This is a genomic window from Streptomyces fructofermentans (assembly GCF_014651055.1).
GTDB lineage: Bacteria > Actinomycetota > Actinomycetes > Streptomycetales > Streptomycetaceae > Streptomyces > Streptomyces fructofermentans.
Window position 1 is genome coordinate 142,046 of the sequence record NZ_BMWD01000005.1, and the last position, 16,428, is coordinate 158,473.

General features: G+C 73.1%; 13 protein-coding genes. 5 read left to right on the plus strand and 8 right to left on the minus strand.

Annotation, left to right across the window (positions count from 1 at the left end; genetic code table 11):
• The first annotated feature begins 176 nt into the window (after positions 1-176).
• The 3 genes from IE265_RS09290 to IE265_RS09300 all read left to right on the plus strand — a co-directional run bounded on the left by IE265_RS09290 (position 177) and on the right by IE265_RS09300 (position 4,424).
• Entirely contained in the window at positions 177-1,607 is a 1,431-nt protein-coding gene (locus IE265_RS09290) for an RICIN domain-containing protein (RefSeq protein WP_190034933.1), read from the plus strand.
• A gap of 357 nt (positions 1,608-1,964) precedes the next feature.
• Positions 1,965-3,755, plus strand: a complete 1,791-nt coding sequence (locus tag IE265_RS09295; RefSeq protein ID WP_190034934.1) for a DUF2264 domain-containing protein — start codon at positions 1,965-1,967, stop codon at positions 3,753-3,755.
• A 252-nt stretch (positions 3,756-4,007) separates the two neighbouring features.
• On the plus strand, positions 4,008-4,424 hold the full coding sequence (locus IE265_RS09300; RefSeq protein ID WP_190034935.1) for an NUDIX hydrolase: 417 nt from the start codon (positions 4,008-4,010) through the stop codon (positions 4,422-4,424).
• On the opposite strand, the gene IE265_RS09305 is transcribed toward IE265_RS09300, so the two are convergent.
• From IE265_RS09305 to IE265_RS09315, 3 genes are all read right to left on the minus strand, one after another.
• Entirely contained in the window at positions 4,411-5,136 is a 726-nt protein-coding gene (locus tag IE265_RS09305; RefSeq protein WP_190034936.1) for a hypothetical protein, read from the minus strand. The two genes, IE265_RS09300 and IE265_RS09305, sit on opposite strands and share 14 nt — an antisense overlap.
• 14 nt (positions 5,137-5,150) lie before the next feature.
• Positions 5,151-6,536: a hypothetical protein gene (locus IE265_RS09310; RefSeq protein WP_229916103.1), complete on the minus strand. Its 1,386-nt coding sequence runs from the start codon at positions 6,534-6,536 to the stop codon at positions 5,151-5,153.
• Positions 6,537-6,786: 250 nt separating this feature from the next.
• A complete protein-coding gene (locus IE265_RS09315; RefSeq protein ID WP_190034937.1) occupies positions 6,787-7,371 on the minus strand; it encodes a TetR-like C-terminal domain-containing protein in 585 nt (194 codons plus the stop codon).
• A gap of 351 nt (positions 7,372-7,722) precedes the next feature.
• Between IE265_RS09315 and IE265_RS09320 the strand changes: the two genes are divergently transcribed.
• Positions 7,723-9,423 carry a PHP domain-containing protein gene (locus IE265_RS09320; protein ID WP_190034938.1) on the plus strand — a complete coding sequence of 567 codons (1,701 nt, stop codon included), beginning with the start codon at positions 7,723-7,725 and terminating at the stop codon, positions 9,421-9,423.
• A complete protein-coding gene (locus IE265_RS09325) occupies positions 9,420-9,920 on the plus strand; it encodes a hypothetical protein (RefSeq protein WP_190034939.1) in 501 nt (166 codons plus the stop codon). Before IE265_RS09320 ends, IE265_RS09325 begins: the two co-directional genes overlap by 4 nt.
• Before the next feature lie 45 nt (positions 9,921-9,965).
• On the opposite strand, the gene IE265_RS09330 is transcribed toward IE265_RS09325, so the two are convergent.
• The 5 genes from IE265_RS09330 to IE265_RS09350 form a co-directional block, all read right to left on the minus strand.
• A complete protein-coding gene (locus tag IE265_RS09330) occupies positions 9,966-10,856 on the minus strand; it encodes a carbohydrate ABC transporter permease (protein ID WP_190034940.1) in 891 nt (296 codons plus the stop codon).
• On the minus strand, positions 10,853-11,821 hold the full coding sequence (locus IE265_RS09335; protein WP_190034941.1) for a carbohydrate ABC transporter permease: 969 nt from the start codon (positions 11,819-11,821) through the stop codon (positions 10,853-10,855). The genes IE265_RS09330 and IE265_RS09335 overlap by 4 nt, the downstream gene beginning before the upstream one ends.
• 19 nt (positions 11,822-11,840) lie before the next feature.
• Positions 11,841-13,103, minus strand: a complete 1,263-nt coding sequence (locus IE265_RS09340; RefSeq protein ID WP_190034942.1) for an ABC transporter substrate-binding protein — start codon at positions 13,101-13,103, stop codon at positions 11,841-11,843.
• A gap of 380 nt (positions 13,104-13,483) precedes the next feature.
• Positions 13,484-14,782: an ROK family transcriptional regulator gene (locus tag IE265_RS09345; RefSeq protein WP_190034943.1), complete on the minus strand. Its 1,299-nt coding sequence runs from the start codon at positions 14,780-14,782 to the stop codon at positions 13,484-13,486.
• Between the two features lie 156 nt (positions 14,783-14,938).
• Positions 14,939-16,183, minus strand: a complete 1,245-nt coding sequence (locus IE265_RS09350) for an FAD-binding protein (RefSeq protein WP_190034944.1) — start codon at positions 16,181-16,183, stop codon at positions 14,939-14,941.
• Positions 16,184-16,428: the final 245 nt, after the last annotated feature.

The window sequence follows — 16,428 nt, forward strand, 5'->3', positions numbered from 1 at the left end:
GCGGCCTCCACCGGCAACCGGTCCGCCCACCCCTCCGGCGCCTCCGTCGGCGTCCCCCGATCCGGCACGGCCGTCGACCGGGCCGCCGCGACGCGGGCGACGGCACGCCGTGCCGGGGGTGCGGGCGAACTCGACGGCCCGGCGGGCCGCTTCACCGTTCTGAAGGAGTGTCGGAGTTGAGACGCGAGTTCTCCCCGAGACGTGCGTACGCCGTCCTCACAGCCCTCTGTCTCGTGGTCGCCGGAATCCTGGTGACCGCCGCGCCCGCCCAGGCGGCACCCCAGACCGTCACCAACGGAACCCCGTTCACGGACGTCGGCGGTGCCGCCGTGCACGCGCACGGCGGCGGTGTCATCAAGGTCGGCACGTACTACTACTGGTTCGGCGAGAACCGCAACGCCGACAACACCTTCCGGTACGTGGACGCCTACCGTTCCACCGACCTGAAGAACTGGGAGTTCCGCAACCACGTCCTGACCGAGGCGAGCGACCCGGAGCTGGCGACCGCCAACATCGAGCGGCCCAAGGTCATGTACAACGCGGCCACCGGCACCTTCGTGATGTGGATGCACAAGGAGAACGGCGTGGACTACGGCGAGGCCCGCGCGGCGGTCGCCGTCTCGAACACCGTGGACGGCGACTACTCCTGGCGGGGCAGCTTCCGTCCGCTCGGCACCCACATGTCCCGGGACATCACGGTGTTCATGGACACGGACGGCGCGGGGTACATGGTCTCGGCGGCCCGTGAGAACTACGACCTCCAGATCTACCGCCTGACCGCCGACTACACCGGCATCGCGAGCCTCGTGGCCGACCCCTGGCACGGCGGCCACCGCGAGGCGCCCGCGCTCTTCAAGCGCAACGGCGTCTACTTCATGCTGACGTCCGGTGCGACGGGTTGGAGCCCCAACCAGCAGCGGTACGCCACGGCCACCTCCCTCGCGGGCCCCTGGACGGCGATGGCCGACGTCGGCGACGCGACGGCGTACGGGTCGCAGACCGCGTACGTCCTTCCCGTGCAGGGCAGTTCGGGCACCTCGTACCTCTACATGGGCGACCGCTGGGGCAACTCCATCGGCGGAACCGTCAACGACTCGCGCTACGTCTGGCTGCCGCTGGCCTTCCCGACGTCCACCACGATGTCCATGTCCTGGTACCCGGAGGTCGCCGTCGACACGGCCGCCGGAACGGTCACGGGGCAGGGCGGCCCGTACGAGACCCTCACCGCGCGGCACAGCGGCAAGTGCGCGGACATCCCCTCCCAGTCCGTCCAGGCGGGTGTCGCGCTCACGCAGTACACCTGCAACGGCGGCGGCAACCAGCGCTTCTGGTTCAAGAGCGTCGGCGGCGGCCACGTCCAGCTGATGGCCCGGCACAGCTCCCTGTGCCTCCAGGAGAACGCCGCAGACGTCACCCAGCAGGCATGCTCCGCCTCCTCCACCGCACAGCAGTGGACCGTCACCGCCTCGGGCGGTTACGTCACCGTCAGGTCCCGGGCCGGGGGCGAGTGCCTCGACGTCAACGGCGGGTCCACGGCCAACTCGGCGGCGGTGATCACCCACCCCTGCAACGGGGGCACCAACCAGCAGTGGACCAGGGGCGGTTGACCCGGCCGATCCCGTGTCCGCCGGTCCGCTGCGTCCTTATCCCGGGGCGGAGCGGACCGGTCGACGCGGGGCGTGTGCCCGGCGTTCCGCCCCGCGTCGGCAACTGGAAAGCGCTTGCCCTTCCGGGGTACGGTCAACCACCGGACTGCTCGGCCCGGTTGGAGGAACTCCTCGCCCGGGGGGCTGGTGTCCGCGCGCCCGGTGCGATGAGCTGGACCCCTGGGGCGTCCCGACCGGAACCGGGGCGCCCCAGGCCCTCACCCCGTCGCCGCCGAGCCCGCCCCGCGCCACCGCCCCCGGCCGGTGGCATGCCCGCGCCGTCCGGTCCGGTCGCCGAGCCCGACAGGAGTCCCTTTGATGCCCGCAGGCCCCGCCGGTGTGCCCGAGGACCGCGTGCTGAGCCCGTACACCGGCCTGACCCGCGCCCACTGGGAGGCGGTCGCGGACTCCCTGCTCGCCGCCGTGGAGCCGTACGCCACCGGGGACCGCGCGCTCTACCATCTCCCCGGGGACCGGGTGAGCTGGTCGGGCCGCCTCTCCGACGGCCTGGAGGGGTACGCGAGGACCCTGCTCCTGGCGGCGTTCCGGCGGGACGAGAAGGTCCTGAAGCGGTACGCCGACGGCCTCGCCGCGGGAACCGCGGGCGTCTGGCCCCGCATCGAGCACCGCGGTCAGCCGCTCGTCGAGGCCGCCTCGATAGCCCTCGCCCTGCGGCTGACCCGCCCCCTGCTCTGGGACCGCCTCGACGACGGCGTCCGGCAGCGGGCGGCGTCCTGGCTCGGTGACGCGCTGACGGCCGAACCGTGGCCCTGCAACTGGGAGTTGTTCCCCGTGACGGTCGGCGGCTTCCTCGCGGAGGCCGGGTACGAACCCGAGCGGTCCCGCGCCGCGATCGACCGCGGCCTCGACCGCGTCGAGCGGTGGTACGCCGGAGACGGCTGGTACAGCGACGGACCGGGCCGTGCCTTCGACCACTACAACGGCTGGGCCATGCACCTCTATCCGGTGCTGCACGCCCTCCTGGCCGGCGACGCCGCCCTCCTGGACCGGTACGGCGGCCGCCTGGAACGCCATCTCGCCGACTACGCCCGCATGTTCGGCTCCGACGGCGCGCCGATGCGCCAGGGCCGGTCCCTCACCTACCGCTTCGCGACGACCGCACCGCTGTGGCTGGGCACCCTGGCCGGACGTACGCCCCTGCGGCCCGGCGAGACCCGGCGGCTGGCCTCCGGCGCCCTGCGGTACTTCCTCGACCGCGGCGCCGTCGACGAACGGGGGCTGCTGACGCTCGGCTGGCACGGACCCGACACGGCCGTCCTGCAGGGCTACTCGGGTCCCGCCTCCCCGTACTGGGCGGCCAAGGCGTTCGTCGCCCTGCTGCTGCCCGCGGACCACGCGGTGTGGACGTCCCCGGAGGAACCCGGGCCCGCGGACCGCGCCGACGCCGTCACGCCCGTCCGCCCGCCCAACTGGCTTCTGCAGTCCACCAGGGCGGACGGGCTGGTGCGCCTCCACAACCACGGCAGCGAGGACGTCCGCTACGACCCGTACTACACGCGCCTCGCCTACTCCACGGCGACGGCACCCTCATCCGGCCACGACAACTGCGTACTCCTCGGCGGCGATCCGTCCCGCACCCGGATCGAACCCCTGGGTACCGGCGGGAGTTGGGCAGCGTCCCGGCACACGGCGGCGGGCGGCGCCCGCGTCACGAGCCTGCTCGTCGCGCACGGTGCCGCGGAGGTGCGCGCCCACCTGGTGGCGGACGCCCCGCCGGGAACGCCGGTACGGGTGACGGGCTGGGCGGCGGGGGAGGGCCGACGCTCCGAACTCCTGCCCGCGCACGCCCTGTCGGTGCCGCCGGACCCCTCGGCGCCACCCGGCCCCGGCCCCGGGGAGACCGGGCCGGCGCTCGCCGGAGTCCCGTACGCCGAGGGTGTCACGGCCGACGGGCCGACCCTCTTCGTCGCCCTCGCCCGGCTCACCGCGGAGGACGGTGCGCCGGCCCTCGCGGACCTGGTCACCGTGCGTGTGGAGGACGGCCGCGGCCTGTGCGTCGAGTGGTCCGACGGCACGGGGGCACGCTTCCGGTTCGCACCCGGCGCCGGGGCGTCCGCGGACCGGCCGTGGACGGTGGCACCCCGCTGACCGCGGTGCGGTCCCGCGACCGTTCGGCGCCCGCCGGACCGCCCGGCCCGAGCCCGGTCGCACGGACCCGGACACCGCTCCCGGCACGCGCCGGACCCGCGGCGCCCCCGCCCGCCGCGCCGGTCCTCCGACGGGACCGGGGACGACACCACGACCGCCGACGCCCCAAGTCCCGTACGGGCGCCTGGTACCGTTGAGGCTTTCGTGGGTATAAGACTCCGTGGAATCCGACCGGCGAGGGACCCAGGAATCATGGACATCCCCGGTAACAAGCGACTGGCCGCCGCCGTCGTGATGCGCAAGGGCCGTGTCCTGCTGGTGCGCCGCAGCGCCGTCGAGCGCTTCCTGCCTCGCGTCTGGGGTGTGCCGTGCGGCAAGCTGGAACCCGGCGAGAGTCCCGAGGACGGCGTGCTGCGGGAGCTCAAGGAGGAGACGGGACTCCTCGGCGAGGTCGTCCGCAAAGTCGGCCGGTCGTCGTTCGTGAGCGAGTACCGGGGCCACGAGACCAAGAACTGGCAGGACAACTTCCTGGTCAGACCGCTCTCCCGGCACATCGTCCTGCCGGAGCCCGACCAGGAGCACCGCTGGCTGGCCCCGCACGAACTGCACACGGTCGACATCGACACGTACAACCTGGACATCGTGCGCCAGGCCCTCACGAACGTCTGAGCAGCTCCGCCAGGGCGTCCAGTTCGGACAGGTACCCGTCCACCTCCAGTGGCACCTTCGGCACCGCCTCCGGGTGCGGGCCCGCCGCCGTGAACACGTCGGTACGGCGCCGGCGTCCCCCTCCCGTCTCCAGGAACAGCGTCACCGTCGGCTCCGCCGTGGCGCACCACGCCCGGTGCAGGGTGTGCGCGGGCAGGGCGTAACTGCTGCCCGCCGAGTACTCCGCCACCTGCGTCAGACGCAGCCGGGCCGCGCCCGCCGGCTCCAGCAGCCAGTCGGCCGAACCCTCGGCCAGGGACTCCTGGTAGCGGTCGGCCTCGATGCCCCCGTCCCACCGGGGCGCGTACAACTCCATCGCCAGCCGCCCCCGTACGACGTGGGAGGCGAGCGGAGAGCGGTGGTTGTGGATGTCCTCCCGGCCGATCGCGCCTCGCCCCGGATGCCACAGATGGGCACGCAGCATGTGGTGCGGACCGCCGTCGACCAGCAGCAGCTTGTCGAAGCCGAGGACATGCCGGTACGAGAGTCCGGCGCAGCCCGCCGGGTCGCCCTCACCGGAGGCGAGTTCGGCGACCAGTTCCAGCAGCCTCTCGGGGGAGCCCAGTTCGGTGACCACCGCCCGGGCCGCCGACACCCGCTCGTGCTCCGGCAGTGCGCCGTGCAGCGACTCCGTCAGCAGTCTCCGCGTCGCCAGGATCTGTCGGCCGCCCATGCACGCCCTCCCACTCACCCATTCCGTCGGTATACCCATACGGCATGGGCCCGGAGCGCCGAAAGGCCCTGATAGGTCATCCACATGGGGCGGCGCAGCTCACCGCTGTCGTCCCGGGCCCACGTCCAGATGCCGTCCGTCTGCCCGGCCCACACCGCGCTCGCCGCGCCGTGCAGCCGCTCACGCCACTCCTCCTCCAGGCCGTCCTCACGCGCGATCTCCCGGGCACCGGGGGTCAGCAGGGCGCGCACGACCCAGGAAGCCGTGAAGTGGCGTACGTTCAGCACCTCGTGGCGCGAGGGGTCGTCGGCGCGCGGCCTGCGGACCTCCTCCCGCAGGTTGGACAGGTCGAGACAGGCGTCGTGCGGCGCGTCCGGGCAGGCCAGCAGCCAGCGCACCGCGTCCTCGCGGGCCGCGCGCGCGTTGCCGTTCTCGCCCAGCACCCGGGCCACGCGGTCCAGGGCGACCGCGGCCTGGGCGGTGTGCAGCGCGGACGGAGGCCCGTGGAAGGGGGCCAGCCGGTAGCCCCAGCAACGCCGGTGCTCCCGGCGGGGATCGGTCACGGCACCCTCGACGAGGGCGTCCCGCAGCAGCGGCAACGCGTCCGAATCCGGTGCGGCGCGCAGCAGACCGCGCAGCACGGTCGTCACGACGTGCGTCAACTCACGACCCGTGCGGTCCAGTTCCCGGGTGAACCCGGTCGCGCAGCCGGCCACCTCGGCGGCGAGCCGGTCCCGAGACGCCCCCGCCCTGGCGAGCGCGCCGAGCACCAGGGCGGTGACCTCGGGGCGCGCCTGCGAGCCCTGGGAGCGGGCCGACCATCCGCCGTCGGGCAGGCGCAGCCGCCACAGCGTGTCCACCAGGTCGCCGGCGCCGATACGGCCCTCCGGCATGCCCAGGTCGAGCATGATGTGCAGCCCGTACGCGGTGCCCACGGAGGTGGGGCGGCCCGGTCCGCTCTCCCCCAGGGAGTGCGACCATCCGGTGAGCCGCCCGCGCACCGGGTCGTCGACGACGCAGATCTGGTCCGCGAGGGTGTCGTACGCGGCCGAGAACAGCTCGGGGAGCGGACCCGGTTCGGTGGGGGAGGGGTCCTGGACGGGCCGCCCGCCCGCGGGGGCGGGCGGGTCCTCCGCGTACCTGGCCCGGAGCAGGGCCGCCGACAGCCAGGCGGCGACGGCCGTCGCGGTGCCGCTCAGCACGGCGATCGCGTACCGCGCGGACTCCCCGTCGATGCCGGTCGGCAGGATGCCGATCAGGGACTGGAAGACCGCGTATCCGGCGGCCGCGCAGCCGAATCCGCCGAGCCAGCGCACCAGCCGCGCGGGCCGCGGGCCGTGCGGCACGTGCGGTTCGGGGTCGGGCCTGGACGGACCGCGTCGGAGCTGCTGTTGGGACAAGGCGCGCTCCCTCCCCCAGGGCGGCACGTGCACCGGCGAAGCTTCCAGTCTAAGTGGTCGGCGGGACGCCTGGGGTGCCGACCGTCGGCGGTGCCCGAACGGGCCCGCGTGCCACCCGAGTTGCCAGTGGCCCCCTGTCCGATGCTGCGCGGCCGCAGACAACCCACCTGGGAGGCTGGCCAGTTGTCGTGCACCGTCGACATCGCGTGCGGTGCGGCACGCCGTGCGCCGCCGGGTCCGGCCGCGCCGGTCAGGCGGACCGCCGCTGCTCCTTCGGCCAGTGCTCCAGCAGCACGTGGAGGGCGTCGACGGCCCGGTTCCAGGACGCCTGTACGTCCCGGGAGGCGCCGAAGGCGCCCGTGGACTCCAGCGCGCAGTAGCCGTGGAAGGTGCTGCGCAACAGCCGCACGGCGTCGGTGAGATCGGGTTCGCCGAGGCCGTACGCGCGCAGCATGCCGTAGGTGATCTCGGCGGTCCGCCGCATCGCGGGGGAACCGGCGACGAGATCCTGGTCCATGGGGATCTGGGTGGCCGCGTACCGTCCGGGGCGCTCCAGCGCGTACGCGCGGTAGGCGCCGGCGAAGGCCGCCAGGGCGTCCTTGCCCGCGCGTCCGGCCACGGCCTCGGCGATCCGGTCGATCATCTCGGCGCCGGCGAGCAGGGCCGTCCTCGTCCGGAGGTCCTGGAGGTTGCGCACATGGGAGTACAGGCTCGCGTCCTTCACCCCGAAGCGCCTGGCCAGGGCGGACAGCGTGACGTTCTCGAAGCCGACCTCGTCGGCGAGGTCGGCGGCGGCCGCGACGAGCACCTCGGCCGTGAGCCCGGCACGGGCCATGACGATCAACCCTCTCTCGGGTCCGGGCAGGAACCTGGTGAGGGTAGCAAGGGCCGCCGGCCCGTCCCGGAACCGAAAGGGCCGCCGTCCCGTCCCGGAGTCGAACCGTGGCGCATCGCCCCGCGCCGCAGCGCCGCCGCCGTCCCGGTGCCGGACCCGCTGCCCGGTGCGCCGCTGTTGCAGGGGCAACAGGCTCGGGCAGAGGGGTGGTTGGGGAAACGGAGGGCGCTGTGGCGATCGGCCCTGTGCGGGCCGCCCGGGGATCACCCCGTGGTCGTCCGAGGTTCATGTACCGCGTCGATCCTCCTCGCGTGGCCGCAGTGGCCGCGGGACACCGAGGAGGGGCCGGCCATGGGACACGGGCACGCACACGGGCACCATCACGACCACCACCACGAGCACGGGTCCGGGGCGGGGGAGCTGCCCGCCGCGCTCGACACCGCGGTGCCCGACGAGGCACTCGACCCGGAGCAGCGGTCGCGCCGGTCCCTGCTGCGCGGAGCCGGGCTGCTGGGCGCCGGGCTCGCCGCCGGGAGCGTTCTCGCCCCGGCAGCGGCCTCCCCCGCGTACGCCGCAGGCCACGGCCGCCGCACGAACGGCTTCCTGTGGCTCGCTGGGGACCACCACATCCACACGCAGTACAGCAGCGACGGCAAGTACCGGGTGGTCGACCAGGTCCGGCAGGGCGCACGGCACGGGATGGACTGGCTTGTCATCACCGACCACGGCAGCGCGACGCACGCCAGGATCGGTGTGGAGAAGGTCAACCCGGACATCAAGGAGGCCCGGGCGGTCCACCGGGACACGCTCGTCTTCCAGGGCCTGGAGTGGAACATCCCGGGTGCCGAGCACGGCACGGTCTTCGTCCACCCGGGGCGGAACGAGGTGTCCGTCCTCAAGCAGTTCGAGACCGACTACGACGGCAGCGTGAGGGGTGCCTCCGACTCGACGCCCGCCAACGAGGCGCTCGCCGTGGCGGGCCTCGCGTTCCTGTCCGAGCAGGTCGAGCGGCGCAAGGTCGAGGACGCGTTGATGCTGGCCAACCACCCGGCGCGGCGCGGCGTCGACTCGCCGCACGAGATCCGCGCCTGGCGCGACGCGAGCCCGGCCCGCCGCCAGATAGCCGTCGGCTTCGAGGGCGCGCCGGGACACCAGGCGGCCGGTCTGCCCGCTCCGCACGGCCCGGGACGGGCCCGCGGCATCTACGACAACAGCCCGAGCGCCAACTCCTTCGCCGGTTATCCGCCCGAGAGCTACCGCACCTGGGGCGGCTTCGACTGGATGACCGCCACGGTCGGCGGTCTGTGGGACAGCCTGATCGCCGAGGGCAGGCCCTGGTGGATCACCGCCAACTCCGACTCCCACCAGGTCTACGCGGACACCGCCGCACGCGGCCCGGGCGGGGACTTCGACGCGAACGGGCGGTACGAGGACCCGGTGTACGGCGGCGGTATCGACACCACGCAGGGCGACTACTGGCCCGGACAGTACAGCCGCACCCACGTCGGCTCCGACGGCTTCTCGTACGCCGCCGTGATGGACGGCATCCGGGCCGGCCGGATCTGGGTGGACCACGGCCGGCTGATCGACGGACTCGACGTGCGTGTCTCGGGCGGCGGACGCTGGGCGACACTCGGCGGGGCGCTGCACGTCAGGAAGGGCACGAAGGTCACGCTGAACGTGGACGTGACCCTGCCCTCGGGCGCCAACTGGGCCGGTTTCGTGCCGAAGCCGGCCCGTGTCGACGTCATCCAGGGCGACGTCACCGGAGCGGCGGCGGACCGCGACACCCTCACCGCGCCGTCCGCGAGGGTCGTGCGGTCGTACGCCGTGGACAGGTCCTCCGGCACGTTCCGGCTGACGTACGAACTCGGCCGCGTCGACCGCCCGGTGTACGTCCGGCTGCGGGGCACTGACGGCAGGCGCTCCGCGCCGGGCGCGAGGGGGGCGGCGGTCGACCCCGCGGGGCCCGCCCTGGACGTCGTGGGCGACGCGGACCCGTGGGCCGACCTGTGGTTCTACTCGAACCCCGTGTGGGTGCTGCCCGCGTGAGCCCGTACGCCGTCACGGTCGACGCGGGAGTGCGCGACGTGCGCGCGGCCGACCGTCTGCTGGTGGAGCTGGCGGCCGAACTCGCCCTTCCCGGGGGCGCGTTCGGCTGTACGCATCTGGTGCGCGGGGAACGGCCGAGGGTCGTGCTGTCGTTCACCGCCCCGTCCCCGTTCCGGGTCGACGCCCTGGCGGCCGGACCCTACGAGGTGTCGTCCGGGGTGCCGGACGGGGCGGGCCGGGCGGTCCTCTTCCCGGGGGCCGGGGCGCTGACGGGCACCATGACGGTCGCCGGGCTGCTGTCGGCCTCCGCGATCGACCGGGTCGCCGTCCTCGGCTCCCACGGTGAACCCGACCCGGCACAGGACGTGGTGACGCGTGGTCATGTGCGGCCGCAGTGGCAGGACGGCGAGCTGGTCCTGACGCTGATGCCCGCCGCGGGCGGTGTGCTCGTCCCGTTCGAGGTCCCCGATCCGACACCGTGCTGCGCGGACCACTGACCCGTGGGGCGGCCCGGCACCGGACGGAGGTGCCGGCCCGCCCGGTCAGCCCTTGATGCCGGTCTGCGCGACCCCCTGCACCAGCCAGCGCTGCAGGAACAGGAACACGAGCACCAGCGGCAGGATCGACACGGCCGTGGCCATGAAGATCAGATGGAAGTTGACGGTCTGGTTGGTCATGTACGACGACAGCGCGACCTGCACGGTCCAGGCCTCCTGGTCCTGCCCGATGACCAGGGGCCACAGGAAGGCGTTCCAGCCGCTGATGAACGTGATCGTCGCGATGGCGGCGAAGAAGTTCAGCGAGTTGGGCACGACGATGCGCCAGTACGCGCCCCAGTGGCTCAGCCCGTCCACGCGTGCGGCCTCCTCCAACTCCCGTGGGAAGCCGAGGAAGTACTGGCGGAACAGGAAGCAGGCGAACCCGCTGAAGAGGCCCGGGACGACCAGCCCGCGCAGACTGGAGACCCAGCCGAGCGACGAGACCAGCACGAAACTGGGCACGAAGGTGACGGCGGTCGGCACCATCAGGGTCACCAGGACCGCGTAGAAGACCTTGTTGGCGTGCCGGTACGGGATGCGGGCGAGGCCGTATCCGGCGAGCGAGCACACCAGCAGGGTGCCGACGGTGTGCAGTACGCCGACGACCGCGGAGTTCCACAGGGACCGGGCGAACGGCACGGTCGGATCGTCGAACAGTTCGGTGACGTTGCCCCACTGGACGGCGGCGGGGAGCCACTGCCAGTCCTCGCCGGTGATCTCGGCGTCGGTGGACAGGGCGTTGCGCAGGATCAGGTAGAAGGGGACGAGGAAGAGGAGCGCGCTGACGGCGGCGGCGAAGTGGAGCCCGGCACCGCCGCGCCCGCCCCGCCTCCTGGGGGAGCGGGCGGCGCGGGACCCGGCCGCGGCGGGGGGACGGGTGCGGGTCGTGGTCACCTGGAGTCCTCGTTCCTGCCGAAGCCCATGAACCTGCCCTGGACCAGCGTCACTCCGCAGATCAGCACGGTGAGGATCACCGCGCCCGCGCTGCCCGCCCCGTAGTCCTGGTTCTCGCCGAGCGCCGTGTAGTACAGCTCCACGAGGGGCGGCCGGCCCCAGGTGGTCTTGGAGAGCAGGTTGAAGAACTCGTCGAAGGCCTGGTAGGCGGCGACGAGCAGGAGCAGGACCACCGCGGTGGACGTGGCGCGCAGTTGCGGCAGGGTGATGTGCCGGAACGTCTGCCAGCCCGGCTTCGCGCCGTCGATCGCGGCGGCCTCGTACAGTTCCGGCGGGATGTTCTGGAGGGCCGCCAGGAAGAGGATCATGTAGAAGCCGGCCTGGAGCCACAGCCGTACGGACACGATGACGAGCCAGTACCAGGGCGGGTCGGGGTCCGCGAGCCAGGCGATGTTCTCCACGCCGAACCAGCCGAGGAACGTGTTCGCGAGACCGAAGCGGACCCCGCTGAAGACGGACATCTTCCAGATCAGCGAGGCGGCGACGAAGCTGACCGCGGTCGGCAGGAAGAACACCGACCGGAAGAACGCCCGCATGAACCGCAGCCGGTCGACCATCAGCGCGAGCCCCAGGGAGAGCGCCCAGGTGACCGGCACGATGAACGCGGCGAACACGGTGAAGGTGACGAGCGAGTCGGTGAACCGGTCGTTCGTGAGCATGTAGGTGTAGTTGTCGAAGCCGACGAAGGTGCTGGGGGTGACGGTGAAACGGGCCTCGAAGAACGAGAGGTAGGCGCTCCAGCCGATCGGGATGTAGACGAAGACCGCGAGCCCGGTCAGGAACGGTCCCGTGAAGAGCCAGAAGCTCAGGGTGCTGCCCCGTACCCCTGGCCGCCGCCCGGCCCGGGTGGCCCCGGCGGCGACGTGGGCCTTCGCCGCGTCGCGTGCGCTGGTGGTGGTCGGCATGCCGTGTCCGTCCGCCGGCCTATCCGAACAGCTTCTTGAGTTCGCGCCCGACCGTCGCGTCGGCCTTGTCGAGCGCCGCCTCGGGGTCGCCGCCCTTGCGGACGGAGTCGGCGACGACGCCCTCCAGCGCGACGATCATGGCCTGGGTCCAGGCGGGGTTGTCGAAGTGCCCGTAGTCGGTGAAGAGCTTGACGCCCTCGGCGGGCAGGCCGGACTTGAGCTTGGTGGCCGATGCGGCGAGGGAGGTGCGCGGCGGGATGTGGAAGCCGTAGGACAGGGCCCAGTCCTCCTGGTACTTCTTCTGGTCGATCCACAGCCACTTCACGTACTCCTTGGCCAGGTCGACGTCCTTGGCCTTGGCGTTCACGAACATCGACCAGCCGCCGTTGGTGACCGCGGGCTTGCCGCCCTCCGCGGCGACGGGGAAGGGGATGATGCCGATGTCGTCGCCGAGCGCCTTCTGGATCACCGGCATCGCCCACATGCCGCACCACTGCATGGCGACCAGGCCCTGGGTGAGCGCCGACGGGTCCCACCAGTCGGCGGGGGCGTCCAGCAGCAGATGGCCCGCCTTGAACATCGTGCGCAGTTTCCCGAGGCCCGCCGCCACCTCGTCCGTGTGGTAGGCGATCTCGTTGCTGTCCGTGAGGGTGTCGGCACCGGTCGCCCAAATTAGCGGGTTCATGACAGGCGTAATGGTGTTGCCGAGGAACAGTCCCTTGACCTTGCCGGTGGTGAGCTTCGCCGCCGCCTCCACCAGCTCGTCGAGCGTGCCCGGCGGCTCGATGCCCGCCTTCTCCAGCAGCGACGGACGGTAGTACAGGAACTGGGGGTCGTCGATCATCCGGACGCCCCACACCTTCCCGTCGATCGTGTGCGAGGCGATGTCGGCCGGATTGAAGTCGTCCTTCACCGGATCGATGATGTCGTCGAGCGGCGCCACCTGACCGCTCTTCACCATCTGTATCTGCGGGTGGAATTCGAAGACGTCGGGCGCGTTCTTCGTGAGCAGCGCGGAGAACAGCTTGCTCTCGAAATTGGAGCCGGTGATCCACTGCGTGGAGACGTTCGCGCCGTCGTAGGCCTTCGCGTACCTCTTGATCGCCTGCTCGGTGCCGGCCTCGCCGTACGCGTGGAAGTACTGCACCAGGTTCTTGCCCGAACCGCCGCCCTCACGGCCGGTGTTGCCGCCGCAGGCGGCCAGCGGGCCGAGGGCCGCGAGCCCCGCGGCGGCTCGGAGTACGGATCGACGGGACCGGTCGCTGCTGCTCAGTGCCGACATTCTGACGTCCTTGTCTCGAGTACGGCTGCTGATCGAATTCGCCGTGGGAACACGGCCGCGGCTGGAATTCGCGGTGCGGTGCGGGACGTTAACCTTCGCCCAATGCTTCAGCAAGGGGTTGGACGAAGTCTGTTCGAAGCGTTGCCGGTTGTGCGGAATCCCGGACGCGGGGTGCCCGGGGAGGCCCGCGTCCGGACCGTGGAGCCGGGGAGCCCCCGGCGCGGCGCCGACGGGCATCGGCACACGGACACGGCCGAACCCGCTTCGCCACAAGGGGAGTCGGACACTGCGGCCACGGACGCGTCGGAGCAGCGGGCGGCGGGCGGCGGTTCAGGATGGGGCGCCGCGGGTGGGCCGGCGGGGGCGGGACCCCCGGCGGGTCACGCGGGCGGCGCCGTGCGGCTCCTCGCCGGGTCGGTGCGCGGCGCGGACGCCGTACGGGCCGCCGGAGCGGCCCGGCGGGCGGCGGGTCCACCGGCGGCGGGACCCCGGACCGCCGAACTCAGCGCCCCTTCCAGGGCGAAGGTCGCCGCGCCCAGGCAGACGGGGTCGGTGGGAATGGGGGAGAGGACGATCTCGGTGCCGGCCAGCGGCCGCTTCAGCGCGTGCCGGGCCACGGCCTCGCGCACCTCGCGCAGCAGCGGCTCTCCGAGCGCCGCCGCCACCCAGCTGCTGAGCACGACCACTTCGGGATCGAGCAGGTTCACCAGGTTCGCGATGGCGGCGCCGAGGTAGCGCGCGGTGTCCCGGACCGCCTGGACGGCCACCGGGTCCCCGGCCGCGACGGCCCGGGCCAGCGCGTCGATGGTCGCCGTCTGGTCCTCGGGGTGCAACAGCGGGCTGTCCGGGCTCAGTTCGCGCAGGTTCAGCATGATTCCCGGCGCGCCGGCATACGTCTCCACGCAGCCGCGGTCGCCGCAGTGGCACGGTCTGCCGTCGAGCACGAGGGTGGTGTGGCCCCACTCCCCGGCGCTGTTGCTGACGCCCCGGTGGAGGCCGCCGCCCAGGACCAACCCCGCGCCCACCCCGGTCCCGAGGTTCACCACCACGGCGTCCCCCCGGCCGCGCGCGGCGCCGAACCACAGCTCGGCGACCGCGCAGGCACGCAGCGGGTTGTCGAGGTGCAGAGGGTAGGCGATGTGCTCGGCGAGCAGGTCCAGCAGCGGCACGTCGTGCCAGTCCCAGTTCGGCGCGTACTCGGAGGTGCCGGTCTCCCGGTCGACCTGGCCCGGCACGCTCACGCCGACGCCGAGGACGCGCGCGCCCTCCACCCCGGCCTGGGTGACCACCGAGCCCACGGCGGACACGACGTGCCCGACGACCTGCTCGGGAAGGGTCCCGCCCGGGCACATGCCCTCGCGGGCGCGGGCCAGCACGTTCAGCGCGAGGTCGAACAGCTCGACGCGCACGTACGTCTCCGCGATGTCCACGCCGATCAGCGCGCCCCCCGACGCGTTCACCGCGACGAGTCCGCGCGGACGGCCGCCCGCGGAGTCCTCGAACCCGACCTCCGTCAGCATCCCCAGGTCGAGCAGTTCACCGACCAGCGTGGCGACCGTGGCCAGGCTCAGTCCGGTGGCGGCCGCCAACTCCTGGCGCGACGTGGGCGACCGGGCGATGATCTGGCGCAGCACGCCGTAGCGGTTCGCGGTGCGGATGTCCCGTGACGTGCGCTTCACCGGTGGTGCCCCCTCGGTCCTCCCGGACACGGCGGAGCCCGCGTGCCCGGCGCGGCGCAAGGCTACGGCCTGCCGGGGACGTTCGACAAGGGCTTCGGAAAGGGGCTGGACAAAGTCCCCGGGTGCGCCCGACGCGGTGCGCCGCACCGCTCGCCGTCACCCTCCGAGCACCGCGTCCACGAACTCGTTGCGGAACGTTCCCCGCGGGTCCAGCTCCCCGGCCAGCGAACGGAAGTCGTCGAGGCGCGGGTAGCGGCCGCGCAGCACCTCCGGCGCCGCGGTGAAGACCTTGCCCCAGTGCGGACGCGGCTCCCACGGGGCGAGCGCCTCCTCCACGCGGCGCACCACCGGCAGCACGGCCGCCGTGTCCTCGACCCACGTGAAGTGGAGGGCCACGGTGTCCCGCCCGTACGCCGGGCTCAGCCACTGGGCGTCGGCGGCGACCGTGCGCACCTCGCAGATCTGGAGCACGGGCGCCACTTCGGCGCGGATCGCGTCGATCGCGCCCAGGGCGTCGAGGGCGTGCGGGCGCGCGAGCAGGTACTCCGACTGCAGTTCGGCCCCGCTGCTCGGCGTGAACTCCGGCCTGAAGTGCGGCAGTCGCTCGTGCCAGGGTCCCGGAACCCCGAACTGCGGGGTGCAGTTGACCGCGGGCATGCCCGGGACCGGGTGCATCGCCTCCACGGCGGGTTCGGCCCACGGGAAGCCGCCCCACGGCCGGTCCGTGCGCCGCTTCACCCACACCTGAGCGAACCCCGGCTGCCGCCAGTCGGTGAACAGGCTCACGCTGTACGCCGACGCCGACACGGCCTCGAAGTCCAGTCCCACCCGCGGGAGCGGGCCGAAGACCTGCTGGGCGACCTCGAAGTCCGGTTCGAGGTCCAGGGTGAGCGCGGTGACGACACCGAGGGCGCCCAGGGACGTCACGGCGCCCTCGAAGCGGCGGTCCCCCCGCCCGATCGTGAGGGCCGAACCGTCGGCGAGGACGAGTTCGACCTCCCGTACGGCCGAGGCGAGGGAGCCGTTAGCGTTGCCCGACCCGTGTGTGCCGGTCGCCACCGATCCGGCCACCGAGATGTGCGGCAGCGAGGCCATGTTGGGCAGCGCGAAACCGCGCCCGTGCACCACCTTCGCCAGTTCCGCGTACCGCACCCCGCCCGCCACCCGGACGGTCCCGGCCTCCGTGTCCACGTCGACGGACGGCGGCAGGGCGGTCAGGGAGAGCAGTACGCCGCCGCTGCCGGGCTCGGCCAGCCCGTTGAACGAGTGGCCGCTGCCGAGCACGCGCACCCGCGCGCTGCCGGCCACGAGGGTCCGCAGCGCGTCGAGCGAGTGCGGGCGGTGCAGCTCCTTCGCGGAGTACGTGATGTTGCCCGCCCAGTTGGTCAGGGGCTCTGCCATCCGTCGTCCCTCCCGGGGATCTCGGCCGCCGATGGACGCGCCGGGGCGTCCCCGGCGTGCACGGCGGGCCCCGGCCGAAGGACCCCCGTGGTCGTCGACCCTCTCATTGCGCGCCATGTGCGGCGGAGACCGGTTTCCCTCCCGTGTCGCCCGGCGGAGGGCCGCTCCCCGCCCGGGCGTCCACCGGCGCGGCCCGTCCCGACCGCCGGGCCCGTGGCGCGCCGGGGAGGGCCCCGGTCGGCGGG

Coding starts and splice junctions, on each gene's coding strand:
- IE265_RS09320 (WP_190034938.1), top strand. CDS start 7,723: ATGGGACACGGGCACGCACACGGGCACCATCACGACCACCACCACGAG.
- IE265_RS09300 (WP_190034935.1), top strand. CDS start 4,008: ATGGACATCCCCGGTAACAAGCGACTGGCCGCCGCCGTCGTGATGCGC.
- IE265_RS09305 (WP_190034936.1), bottom strand. CDS start 5,136: ATGGGCGGCCGACAGATCCTGGCGACGCGGAGACTGCTGACGGAGTCG.
- IE265_RS09295 (WP_190034934.1), top strand. CDS start 1,965: ATGCCCGCAGGCCCCGCCGGTGTGCCCGAGGACCGCGTGCTGAGCCCG.
- IE265_RS09340 (WP_190034942.1), bottom strand. CDS start 13,103: ATGTCGGCACTGAGCAGCAGCGACCGGTCCCGTCGATCCGTACTCCGA.
- IE265_RS09315 (WP_190034937.1), bottom strand. CDS start 7,371: ATGGCCCGTGCCGGGCTCACGGCCGAGGTGCTCGTCGCGGCCGCCGCC.
- IE265_RS09335 (WP_190034941.1), bottom strand. CDS start 11,821: ATGCCGACCACCACCAGCGCACGCGACGCGGCGAAGGCCCACGTCGCC.
- IE265_RS09350 (WP_190034944.1), bottom strand. CDS start 16,183: ATGGCAGAGCCCCTGACCAACTGGGCGGGCAACATCACGTACTCCGCG.